The sequence below is a fragment of the Pseudanabaena biceps PCC 7429 genome (genome assembly GCF_000332215.1).
In the GTDB taxonomy this organism is placed as follows: Bacteria; Cyanobacteriota; Cyanobacteriia; order Pseudanabaenales; family Pseudanabaenaceae; genus Pseudanabaena; species Pseudanabaena biceps.
The window spans coordinates 1-11,027 of sequence record NZ_ALWB01000189.1 but is presented as its reverse complement, the minus strand read 5'-3'; the positions used below and the strand labels follow the sequence as shown (position 1 = coordinate 11,027).

Sequence of the window (11,027 nt, the reverse complement as noted above, 5' to 3'; positions counted from 1 at the left end):
CAGGGCATAAACCGCAAGAATTGACTGGCGGCGCGAAGCGCCGCCAGTCAATTCTTGCGGTTTGATTTGTCCTCAGGCAAGTGACTGTAGCTATAAGATTGGTATAGCTACTTAAATTTAGAGAAAAACCAAAATGCGTGTTTTACATACGATGATTCGGGTTGGTGATTTAGAGCGATCGCTGGACTTCTATAGCAATGTCCTTGGCATGAAGATCTTACGTCGCAAAGATTATCCCGATGGGCGGTTTACCCTCGCTTTTGTTGGCTATGGCGATGAATCTAGCAATGCCGTAATCGAGCTAACCCACAATTGGGATACCAACGCCTATGACATCGGTACAGGCTACGGGCATATTGCTTTGGGTATGGAAAATATCTATACAGCCTGCGATGCAATTCGGGAAAAAGGTGGCAAGATCACGCGGGAACCAGGACCGATGAAGCATGGGACTACCGTAATAGCCTTTGTCGAAGATCCCGATGGCTATAAGATCGAACTAATTCAATTGAAATAATGTAAGCAACTAGGCATAATTCAAAAAACGACTCAAAAGCTGTGGCGCTAGCTGCGCTTGCGCTACAGCTTTTGGCTCTGGTCTCTAATTGTGCCCCGTTACCTATAGCAATCCTAAATGATTTGCGAGAGGCTTCGACTTCGCTCAGCCATCGGGATACGGAGTCTAAGCGAATCCCTGTTTTTCTCATATATCATATAAGTTTCTGAAGATTGATATAAAAATTGTTATAAGCTTTAAAGCTGCACACCAGTAGCCTAGTCATGCGTAGACCCCGATATACTTCCTCTTGGCAATCCAAGCGCAAATCTTGGTTGCGGAACACTCTACTCCTTATTTTTATTGGTTTACCTTTACTGTTGATATTGGCGGAACTGATCGCGCGAGGAGCCGTTTTAGCAACTGGCAGTACTAACCAACTCGTCCCCAATAAAACTGTAGCGATCGCCCAGTCCTATGCATTTAAGTTGCAAGATTCCAATGGTAATAACTATCCTGGGCTGCCCGATGCAGGGTTGTTGCATATAAAACGTAGTCCTCTGTTGGGCTACGAAATATTACCCAGTCAGAGTAGCGACTATTGGCAAATCAACGATCAGGGCTTTCGCCAAGATTCATCTGTTCCGATCGAAAAGCCTGCTAATGAGATCCGCATATTTCTAGTGGGTGGCTCTACCGCCTTTACAAACATGGCGGAAAAGAATCAAAAGGCTTTGGCATTTAAAATTGAGAAATTGCTGAACGATCGCGTTCGCGCTCAAAATAGCAGCCCTGAAAAGTTTAAACCTAAGGAAATACCCTACTTTGCCGATCAAATTGAGGCAATGCGAGCTTTGCCCCCAAGGATCCGTGATGGGAGTTACCGTGTGATTGCCGCCGCCGCTCCTGGATATAGTTCTGGTAATGAACTTGCCTTACTAGCCCATCGAGCGCTTGCCTATAATCCCAACGCATTGCTGATTTTGGATGGTTACGAGGATATGCGATCGCCTAGCAATCAACCTGCTCGCGAAATCGGGAACGTCGAGCAAATGTTACGCGATCCGATCGCTCAATATCGACAGCATCAAACCCAGCAATTTAATAATTGGTTAAATTCGCTTTACCTAGTCAAGGCTTGGCAAAAATGGGTGGCTCCTGCCGATATCACCGTATTTAGTTCTGAATACCAAACCTTTAATGCCGAACAACTGGCTAAAGATCCCAAGGAACTCCAAAAAAGGATTGACCGCTATCTTTACAATACGCAGCAAATGGTCAAGCTGGCTAATGGTATCCCTTCTTTGATCGTGCTTCAGCCTGAGATCACTGGCAAGCAAAAATCCTTAACTAAAGAGGAAGAAGGTATTCTCAAATCCTTGGGCAAAGAATATAGCGATCGCGCCGCTAATGCCTACAAGCTGGCAGAACAAACCCTTAACAATAGTTCCCTGAAGTCCAAATTTGTTAATTTCTATCAGGTCTTTCAAGATACAAATCAACAGGCTTTTATCGATCCGATTCATTTAACTGAAGCGGCAAATGATCTGTTGGCACAAAAACTCTATGAAAGCACTGAGCAACTATTTCTAGTGCAGCCTCAATCAAATACGCCGACTGGAGAAGGAGATACGCCAAAGCCACCAGTGGTAGTTCCAGAAGCGCCCACGATCAATAAGACTAATATTTTACCTGAGAGCCTACAACCCCTTAAAGGACTGTAAGGCTCACATTGCAAAATTGTAGATCGCTTAACCCGAACTGACGTTAAACTAAATAGGATTAGTGAGTTTAATAAATATTTATGGTAGAACCAATTTTGTCGGGCATTTGCCTCGGTCTCATTTTCATTACCCTTGGCGGACTGTTTTTTGCTGCTTATCAGCAATACCGTCGCGTCTAGCCCGAATAAGTACTTCAGCATAATTAAAATCCAGATCTAAAACCTGCGGCGCACGCTGCGCGTGCGCCGCAGGTTTTAGGGTTTTGTATTTAATTAAGCCCACTTACTTATATCAAAAATAAAAAACAGAAGAGGTTTTTTACACCTCTTCTGTTTTTTGGTACAAACTTGGAATTTGTCTCGAAAATCGCCTCAAAAATCGCTCAAAAATTTCTTTTAGTCGTCACTCTTGGTTTCTTCTTCAGGCTCTTCGGGTTGCTCTAAATATCGACAAATCTCATTGATTTTCATCCGATAGATATGCGGCCAGCCACCATTTGTCTCGATATCGCGTAGGAGATTAAAAAGCTCATGCCGACTAGTTGGCAGAGATGGTTGAAACAAATCGTCACGAATCCGCTTATGGAGTGCTTCGAGGACTCGCAAAATTTGCAAAAGATTGGCTGAACTACTCTGCTGAGCCTGAGCAGTTTGCCATAGGCGATCGGTAAGCTGCTCCAGTTCAGACAAATCATCAGTTTGTCCCTGTTGTGATTGTTTCTGTGATTGGATTTCAGTTTGTGCCAAGCTAAGTACCCTCGTGCGCGATAATATGATGATTGGAATTTTACAAATGTAAGTGTCTTTGGCGAGCTTATTTCTATGGCTAGTCTAGAGCACCACCAACTCCTTAACGATCTCAATTTAAAATCCCAAACTAGATCGTATTTTTAACAGAGTTATCATAGTCTGTGCTTTGCGCTATCTGTCCTAACTCTAAGATACTACCCGTTTAATCCTGTTAAATCCCGTTAAATTAAGAAGAGGTTATTTATGAAATTTCGTAGTTTTACGAAAGCAATTTTTACATTGTGTATCAGTTTATGTATGTTAGCGGCAAGCGGGCTGTTTGCAATCAATGCGATCGCCGCAGTTGAGCCAGGCTTGACCTACGACCAAATTGTAAATACTGGTTTAGCCAATAAATGTTCGGACATTCTCGGTTCTTCTCGCGGTGGTCGTAACTTTATCCCTGTGGGAGTTGGTCAATCTGTAGAAATTACAGACCTTTGCTTAGAACCAACCTCATTTTTTGTTAAAGAAGAATCCTCTAACAAGCGTAAAAAACCTGAGTTTGTAGCTAGCAAGTTGATGACACGCTCGACTTCGAGTCTCGACTTTGTAAAGGCAAAGGTTACGGGTAACGCCGATGGCAGTCTTAACTTAATCGAAACCGATGGTCTAGACTATCAGCCCATCACCGTTAAAATGCCTGGTGGCGAACTGGTAGCGATTCTATTCACTATCAAGGGTTTCAAGGCTACCACTGCTCCTGGTGTCAATGGCATCACGACATCGGTTGATTTCATTGGATCTACTGATGTTCCCACCTATCGCGGTTCTGGCTTTATCGATCCTAAGGGACGTGGTTTAGCGATCGGATATGACTCTGCGGAAGCATTACCTGCAAAGCGTAACTCCTTTGATAACAGAAGTGTTAAGGATGACTCCACCTCCAAAGGCACGATGTCTTTACAAATCGCTAAGCTCAATGCTGATACTGGCGAAATCGCTGGTACTTTTGAGACCGAGCAAACCTCTGACAATGACCTTGGCGGTGTCGAACCTAAAGAAGTCCTCATTCGCGGTGTATTTTACGGAAAAGTTAATTCTTAATTTTGGTAGTGCTAAATAGTTAAGGATATCCATCCTTAATCATAAGTACTTGTACAAAATAAATTACGGAAACCTGTAGAGTTGCGCCCCGCAGGAGCGCAACTCTACAGGTTTGGATCTTTAATTAACTATGCCTAGCTACTTATAAATCCTTGCCTTAATTTTTAAAAAGCGAGAAAAAAGAAGAAATTGGTTAGCCATGTCTTCTTTTTTCTTGCTTTTTCTTGCTTTTCTGATTTTGTAGCGATCGCGATCTAAGTCAAGCAGCTACAGTCACTTGACTTACAGCAATTATCGATCAAACGAACCACAAGGAAATTTTTGAAAGCGTTGCAAAGCAAGGCTTTCAAAAATTTCCTTAGTTTGGGTTTGAGCGCAAAGCACTATAACTTGAAAAAACTTACTAGGCTTAGTTTTTAATTCGCAAAAGTGTTGTCACACTTTCGGGAATTGGTATCACCCGACAAAAAAGAGAAAAGAATGGGCGGTGCTTTGCGCCGCCCATTCTTAAATATATGTTTAAAACGAAATACTAAATATCAACTTAAAGGCATTACCAAGCCAAATTAAAGCAACCACACCACCAGCGATCGCTAAAGGGAATATCGTTAAGGTTTTCCAGATCTTAATTTCTAAGACAACTGAGGCACTCCAAACTTGCCAGATGATAAACCAGATAATGACCGCAATCGCCGCGTTCGTCCGAGACTGGATTGGCAAGCTGAGCGCGGGAGCCATAAACAGCCAAGGCAAGCTGGCAAAACCTGTCAGGGTCAATAAGACTTTCATCTCGACCTTCTTTTGAAAAACACTAGCCAACTGCTGAAGTAAAAAAGTAAAGAACAACCAGCCGATCGCCGCGCTAATCATTGAGCCAAACATTTTGAAAATCGTAAACCGCTCGAGGCGAAGGGTTTCCAGCGAATTGACCAAAGCAATTACAATCAAGGCTTGCGGGAAGGTAGGATTTGCCTTGAGTTCCTCAAAAGTTGCCTGCGGTAAAAACAAAGTCCCATAAAGGCGATCAAGAAACGAACCGAGATTTTGTCTTGGCGATCTTTCCATTTCTGCGATGCTTGCCGTAGCGATCGGGTTTAGCTCAGCATTTGCATCCGCAGATAAATCAGTAGATAAATCAGCAGAATTTGGCTCAGGGGAATTCATAAAAAGCTGGTGATGACGTTGATGGCGTTGATTAAGTCTAAATTTGCCGTGATTTTGTCTTAATGTAATATTAATTGCTAACTGACTCTAACATGATTGACCTCGATACTACTCAAACCCATCACCTCCTAAATATTGACGCAGTCCAATTGCCGCAGGGCTTGCGTGGAAAAATCACCATCCCTGGAGACAAGTCAATTTCGCATCGAGCTTTGATGCTCGGTTCTCTGGCGGAAGGGATAACCACTATTCGAGGTTTGTTGCTCGGTGAAGATCCTCGCAGTACGGCGGCTTGCTTTAATGCGATGGGAGCAGCGATCTCTCCCCTTAACTCAGAATTAGTAACGATCGAGGGGATCGGACTGGGGAATTTAAAAGAGCCTCTAGATGTTTTAAACGCTGGGAATTCGGGAACGACCTTACGTTTGATGTTGGGGATTTTGGCAAGTCATCCCGATCGCTTTTTTACGGTGACTGGCGATAGTTCCTTGCGATCGCGCCCGATGTCTCGCGTGGTCAATCCGCTACGGCAAATGGGCGCAAATATCTGGGGCAGAGAGAATGGCGCGCGCGCACCCTTGGCGATCTCAGGGCAAAATCTCAAAGCAATCCACTATCAGTCTCCCGTAGCCTCGGCTCAGGTCAAGTCTTGCATCATGCTCGCAGGGCTAATGATTGATGGCGAGACGATCGTTACCGAACCAGAGCGATCGCGCGATCATAGTGAAAGGATGTTAGCAGCCTTTGGGGCGAAAGTTACCGTTGACGTAGAAACGAATACCGTTTCCGTCAAGGGGGGCGCAAAGTTGGTAGGGCAAGAGATCACCGTACCTGGAGATATCAGTTCGGCGGCTTTTTGGTTAGTAGCCGCTTCCATCGTTCCTAATTCCGATCTATTAATTGAGAACGTGGGCATCAATCCTACCCGCACGGGAGTTTTGGAAGTCCTTGCCGAAATGGGAGCTAATATTACCTACGAAAATCAACGGGAAGTTACGGGCGAACCTGTTGCCGATCTACGCGTGCGATCGGCATCTCTCAAAGCTTGTCGGATTGGTGGTGCGGTAATTCCTCGATTGATCGATGAGATTCCCATTTTAGCGATCGCAGCCGCCTGTGCGGAAGGAACGACTGTTATCGAGGATGCCGAAGAACTGCGTGTCAAGGAAAGCGATCGCATTGTGGCGATGGTCAAGGAAATGACTAAATTAGGGGCAAATGTAACGGAACGTCCTGACGGCATGGAGATCGTTGGCGGAAAAGCCCTCACGGGTACAGAAGTAGAGAGTTATGACGACCATCGTATTGCGATGAGTTTAGCGATCGCCGCCCTAGTCGCCAAAGGCAAAACTTCAATTAACCGCGCCGAATCCGCCGCCATTTCCTATCCTTCCTTTATTCCAACTCTACAGAGTTTATATTCCAAATAAAAAGGAAAGAGGCGCGTTGCGCCTCTTTCCTTTTTCATCAAGTTAAATCAAGAGAATCTTCTGACTTCAAGTTATTTTCTTCTTCCTCTGTGGATATGGGAGCGATATAAAAGCTGCTGATAATCGCAATCGCCAACCACCAAAGTAATTGCACCTGTGGACGATACCAGACGGTATCAACTAAACCATGAACGAGCATTCCCACTAAAGTCGCGATCGCAGCAATAATCCATAAACCACTCGAATCGCGATCGCTTCTCAATCGATTTAAACCAAACCACCCTTGACGAAAAATTGTAAAAACTAGCCAGCTATAACAAATTATGCCGACTATTCCTGTTTCTACGGTGATCTCCAATGGTACAGAATAAGTACCCAAGGCACTATAACCAGATCGCTGATAGAGTGGATAGATTTGATTAAAAGCTTTATTACCAGGACCAATTCCTAAAATTGGTTTCGCCCTAATCATATTAAGAACCGATTGCCAAACATTAACCCGAAAGGCATTACTACTATCATCGGTTCCAAAAATACTACCTACCCGCTTACGCAATGTGGGGATGAGAATCGTTCCCAAGGCGATCGTCCCTGCGGTTCCACCTAATACCGAAGGAAAAGTCCAACTCGGCAAGCGTTTGCCCCACCAATAAACCAAAAGTAACACCAATGTAAAACTTTCGGCGGCGATTCCTATCAGTCCTCCACGACTTTGGGTTTGCGTAATGCAAAAGGCTCCCAAAATAGCCGTCAATATTCCTAAGGTCTTCATGCCCCAATTGCGCCAATGGATTGCCGCGATCGCTCCCAATGGTAGTGCCGCCATTAGATAACCCGCAAACAAATTGGGGTTTCCCAGAAAACTATAAACGCGGGTAACGCCTGCCGTCTCAGAAGTAGGATCTGTCCATGTCGCCAGTTCAGGTGCACCCAGATACCATTGCTGCACCCCATAGGCACTAGCAATCAACGCCGAACCCAAATATGCCCCAATGAAAATCGATCGCCATCCCAAGCGCATCAAGCGGCTCATCGACACAAAGGCAAGCATATATAGCGTGAGCTTCACCATGCCATCGGCAGCCGCAACCCGCACGGGTGATAGCAAAGTGGCAACTAAGGCGATCGCCCAATAAGCAATCAAAGGCGTATGAATGGCGGTCCAAATGGGTACTGATTGATCCTGCTCGTCACGGCGATCGCTAAGCCATAGTAATAACCAGGCGATCGCTACGGCTGCACCGATTACCCCTGTTTGCGCATTTTCTAAAAATGGCAAGGTCGCCAGCATCACCACTAGTAAGCCACCCAGAAATTTAGCACTCAACAAGCGACTACCTTCGCGCCACGCTTGCAATGGGCTAATTATTTGAAAAAACCTAGCTTGGCTGCTGAGCCACCATAATTGCAGGGGTTGCAAAAACTTGGGTATGGGTAGTTTGAGCTTGGAATTCATAAAGCAATCGGCATATTTGAACTTAGGGTAAAGTTATTTTGACACCTTGAGGGTAAAGGAAAAAGAAAAATGGAAAAACTAAATTCTGCTGAAGCTTATAATGATCGCGGTATGGAACGCGCCGAGCATGATGATTTTGAGGGGGCGATCGCTGACTATACCGAAGCAATTGCGATCGATCCGACCTATGCCGAAGCCTACTACAATCGCGCCTACGATCGCTCAGAAATTAGAGACTATGCAGGTGCGATCGAGGATTATACCAAGGTAATTGAGTTAGCTCCCGATGCTGCGCCTGCTTATTTCAATCGGGGCATGGCAAAGGCAAAACTTGGCGATGCCGAAGGTGCAAATGCTGACTGTGCACATGCTAAAAGTCTAGGATTATAAGCAATTAAGATTGATAAAATCTACTTTCTTGCCATGATAGTCCTTATTTATAAGGGTAACTTTTATCTCTGCAAAAAACGACATATTTCTCCTGTGGTTGCATGTATTCCTATTTTCTTGATAATTTCTTCACAATAGGCTGTCTGTTTTCTCAATAACTTGTACATAGCAATAATTGTATAATTATTAAAATTTTGTGGAAATATATTGAAATATTGAATGGAATTCAAAAATATTATGGATAAAAAATTAATAGGAAAAATTTTCCTTTTGGGAACATCCTTCAGTGTCTTATCTTATTTTGTTACTTCAGAAACCTACGCTAATGTCATGCCTTTTTCTGGATCAACAAGAGTGACACAAACAGCCCACGCTGACGGTTATGGGCTAAGAGCTATTGACTTAGGTCTAGGTGCTGGCACACCTGTTCTTGCTCCTGCTAACGTGACCGTTATTGCTACTTGCAATGCAGGTAACAATCATCGCGCCATTAAATTAAAAGCCGATGATGGTACTTTCTATTCTCTTATTCATGTCTATAGTACAAATATTCAGAAAGGTCAGCGCTTCCAACAGGGAGAAAGGATTGGTACTGTCGCATCAGACAAGCCTTGGAACAAATGCGCTAAATCCACTGGCATTCATCTTCACTTTGGTTCTAGCAGCCCAGTTGTGGATAATGTAAATATCCGTTCTGTAAGGTTAAATACTGTCATTCAGTCTTCTAATTAATTACAGCGCGTTGCTTTTAATTAAAACCCAGAAAGAATTTTTAAACTGTGGTTTAGCCAAAGTTTAAAGTGTGATCAAGGTGGGCGCGTTACAATTGAAGCCTTGAATTAGTTAGGTGATTAACGGGTAATAAACGTAACATTTAGTTACAATAGGGTATTGACCAATTTCCCATTCCCCATAGCCCTATGACCCGTGACCTGCGATCGTTTCTCAAACTGCTCGAAGAGCGCAAACAACTCCATCGTGTCAAAGCCCCCGTTGATTCTGAACTAGAAATTGCCGAGATTAGCAATCGTCTTCTGCAATCGGGAGGACCAGCACTGCTATTTGAGAACGTTAAGGGTTATCAAACACCAGTGGCGGTAAATTTGCTAGGAACAGTCGAGCGAGTCTGCTGGGCGATGGGTATGAAGGAGCAGTCAGAATTAGAAGTACTCGGTACGAAGTTAGGTAAGCTACAAAGTCCCAAACCGCCAAAAAAAATCTCACAGGCGATCGAATTCGGGAAGATTCTCTTTGATGTAGTTAAATCTCGTCCGCAAAAGCTTCTATTTGGAAACGCTCCTTGTCAGGAAGTAGTTTTACAGGGAGATGCAGTAGATCTCGATCAGATTCCCATTCTCAAACCCTATCCTAAGGATGGTGGTCGCGCCGTCACTCTCGCCCTAGTAATCACCAAAGATGTCGAAAATGGCATTCCTAATGTGGGTGTCTATCGCTTGCAGCAGCAGTCAAAAAACACGATGACGGTACAATGGCTATCTGTACGTGGTGGGGCAAGACATTTGCGAAAAGCAACTGAGGCTGGGAAGAAACTCGAAATTGCGATCGCGATCGGGGTTGATCCCGTCTTAATCATGGCAGCCGCAACACCGATTCCTGTAGATTTATCAGAATGGATTTTTGCGGGACTCTATGGTAATGAAGGCGTACAGCTTACCAAATGTAAAACCATAGATTTAGAAGTACCTGCCTGTGCTGAATATGTTTTAGAAGGAACGATTACACCCCATGAAGTGGGAACCGATGGTCCTTTTGGCGATCACATGGGCTATTACGGTGGGATTAACGAGCAGGCTCCTTTAATCAGATTCCATTGCATGACCCATCGCAAAGATCCCATCTATCTAACCACCTTTAGCGGCTTACCTCCTAAAGAAGAAGCGATGATGGCGATCGCACTTAATCGCATCTATACTCCCATCCTCCGCCAGCAGGTTTCGGAAATCACCGATTTCTTTTTACCAATGGAAGCCCTTTCCTATAAGGCCGCCATTATTTCCATCAAAAAGGCATATCCTGGACAGGCTAGACGCGCCGCCTTAGCCTTTTGGAGCGCATTGCCTCAGTTTACCTACACTAAGTTTGTGATCGTAGTTGACCATACGATCAATATTCGCGATCCGAGACTGGTAGTTTGGGCACTTAGCTCTAAGGTCGATCCAACCCGCGATGTATTTATTTTGCCAGATAATCCCTTTGACTCCCTCGATTTTGCCTGTGAGAAGGAAGGTTTAGGTGGACGGATGGGCATTGATGCGACAACCAAAATCTATCCTGAAACCGATCGCGATTGGGGCGATCCTTTAGAGAGCGATCCTGAGGTTGCCGATCGAGTAACGCGCCGATGGGCTGAGTACGGATTGGCAGATCTGAAACTGGATGGAGCCGATCCCAATTTGTTTGGTTACGACATTAAATAAAAACTAAAATCTGTGTCAATCGCGGCGCGATTGACACAGATTTTATAGCTATAGCCAAAACCAAAATAGAGTTGCGGCGCTTCGCGCCGCAACT

11 protein-coding genes are annotated in these 11,027 nt (G+C 44.5%); 8 read left to right on the top strand and 3 right to left on the bottom strand.

Features of this window, described 5'->3' with window-relative positions:
- Window positions 1-133 precede the first annotated feature (133 nt).
- The 3 genes from gloA (at window position 134) to petG (ending at window position 2,399) form a co-directional block, all read left to right on the top strand.
- On the top strand, window positions 134-517 hold the full coding sequence (gloA, locus tag PSE7429_RS17600; protein WP_009628653.1) for a lactoylglutathione lyase: 384 nt from the start codon (window positions 134-136) through the stop codon (window positions 515-517).
- 263 nt (window positions 518-780) lie between these two features.
- Window positions 781-2,220, top strand: coding sequence for an SGNH/GDSL hydrolase family protein (locus PSE7429_RS17595; protein ID WP_009628651.1), 1,440 nt, complete (start codon window positions 781-783; stop codon window positions 2,218-2,220).
- Window positions 2,221-2,300: 80 nt separating this feature from the next.
- The gene (petG, locus tag PSE7429_RS24615; RefSeq protein ID WP_071590170.1) at window positions 2,301-2,399 is read left to right on the top strand and encodes a cytochrome b6-f complex subunit V; all 99 of its coding nucleotides are present in this window, start codon (window positions 2,301-2,303) and stop codon (window positions 2,397-2,399) included.
- 216 nt (window positions 2,400-2,615) lie between these two features.
- Here petG and PSE7429_RS17590 read toward each other — a convergent pair whose 3' ends face one another.
- Entirely contained in the window at window positions 2,616-2,966 is a 351-nt protein-coding gene (locus tag PSE7429_RS17590) for a hypothetical protein (RefSeq protein ID WP_009628649.1), read from the bottom strand.
- A 246-nt stretch (window positions 2,967-3,212) separates the two neighbouring features.
- Between PSE7429_RS17590 and psbO the strand changes: the two genes are divergently transcribed.
- Entirely contained in the window at window positions 3,213-4,055 is an 843-nt protein-coding gene (gene psbO / locus PSE7429_RS17585; protein WP_009628648.1) for a photosystem II manganese-stabilizing polypeptide, read from the top strand.
- 519 nt (window positions 4,056-4,574) lie between these two features.
- Here psbO and PSE7429_RS17580 read toward each other — a convergent pair.
- Window positions 4,575-5,219 carry a hypothetical protein gene (locus PSE7429_RS17580; protein WP_009628647.1) on the bottom strand — a complete coding sequence of 215 codons (645 nt, stop codon included), beginning with the start codon at window positions 5,217-5,219 and terminating at the stop codon, window positions 4,575-4,577.
- A gap of 92 nt (window positions 5,220-5,311) precedes the next feature.
- Between PSE7429_RS17580 and aroA the strand changes: the two genes are divergently transcribed.
- The gene (gene aroA, locus PSE7429_RS17575; RefSeq protein ID WP_009628646.1) at window positions 5,312-6,649 is read left to right on the top strand and encodes a 3-phosphoshikimate 1-carboxyvinyltransferase; all 1,338 of its coding nucleotides are present in this window, start codon (window positions 5,312-5,314) and stop codon (window positions 6,647-6,649) included.
- A gap of 37 nt (window positions 6,650-6,686) precedes the next feature.
- Here aroA and PSE7429_RS17570 read toward each other — a convergent pair whose 3' ends face one another.
- Window positions 6,687-8,105 carry an IctB family putative bicarbonate transporter gene (locus PSE7429_RS17570; RefSeq protein WP_009628645.1) on the bottom strand — a complete coding sequence of 473 codons (1,419 nt, stop codon included), beginning with the start codon at window positions 8,103-8,105 and terminating at the stop codon, window positions 6,687-6,689.
- A 69-nt stretch (window positions 8,106-8,174) separates the two neighbouring features.
- On the opposite strand from PSE7429_RS17570, the gene PSE7429_RS17565 reads away from it, so the two are divergent.
- The 3 genes from PSE7429_RS17565 to PSE7429_RS17555 all read left to right on the top strand — a co-directional run bounded on the left by PSE7429_RS17565 (window position 8,175) and on the right by PSE7429_RS17555 (window position 10,933).
- Window positions 8,175-8,495 (top strand): tetratricopeptide repeat protein, encoded by a 321-nt coding sequence (locus tag PSE7429_RS17565; protein ID WP_009628644.1) that lies wholly within the window; start codon window positions 8,175-8,177, stop codon window positions 8,493-8,495.
- Between the two features lie 354 nt (window positions 8,496-8,849).
- Window positions 8,850-9,227 (top strand): M23 family metallopeptidase, encoded by a 378-nt coding sequence (locus tag PSE7429_RS17560; RefSeq protein WP_158467650.1) that lies wholly within the window; start codon window positions 8,850-8,852, stop codon window positions 9,225-9,227.
- Window positions 9,228-9,415: 188 nt separating this feature from the next.
- Window positions 9,416-10,933, top strand: coding sequence for a UbiD family decarboxylase (locus PSE7429_RS17555; protein ID WP_009628642.1), 1,518 nt, complete (start codon window positions 9,416-9,418; stop codon window positions 10,931-10,933).
- Window positions 10,934-11,027: the final 94 nt, after the last annotated feature.

Bases quoted from the DNA above. Each gene is read 5' to 3' on its own strand.
- petG (WP_071590170.1), top strand. From the start codon at position 2,301: ATGGTAGAACCAATTTTGTCGGGCATTTGCCTCGGTCTCATTTTCATT.
- PSE7429_RS17565 (WP_009628644.1), top strand. From the start codon at position 8,175: ATGGAAAAACTAAATTCTGCTGAAGCTTATAATGATCGCGGTATGGAA.
- PSE7429_RS17555 (WP_009628642.1), top strand. From the start codon at position 9,416: ATGACCCGTGACCTGCGATCGTTTCTCAAACTGCTCGAAGAGCGCAAA.
- PSE7429_RS17595 (WP_009628651.1), top strand. From the start codon at position 781: ATGCGTAGACCCCGATATACTTCCTCTTGGCAATCCAAGCGCAAATCT.
- PSE7429_RS17580 (WP_009628647.1), bottom strand. From the start codon at position 5,219: ATGAATTCCCCTGAGCCAAATTCTGCTGATTTATCTACTGATTTATCT.
- PSE7429_RS17570 (WP_009628645.1), bottom strand. From the start codon at position 8,105: ATGAATTCCAAGCTCAAACTACCCATACCCAAGTTTTTGCAACCCCTG.
- gloA (WP_009628653.1), top strand. From the start codon at position 134: ATGCGTGTTTTACATACGATGATTCGGGTTGGTGATTTAGAGCGATCG.
- aroA (WP_009628646.1), top strand. From the start codon at position 5,312: ATGATTGACCTCGATACTACTCAAACCCATCACCTCCTAAATATTGAC.
- psbO (WP_009628648.1), top strand. From the start codon at position 3,213: ATGAAATTTCGTAGTTTTACGAAAGCAATTTTTACATTGTGTATCAGT.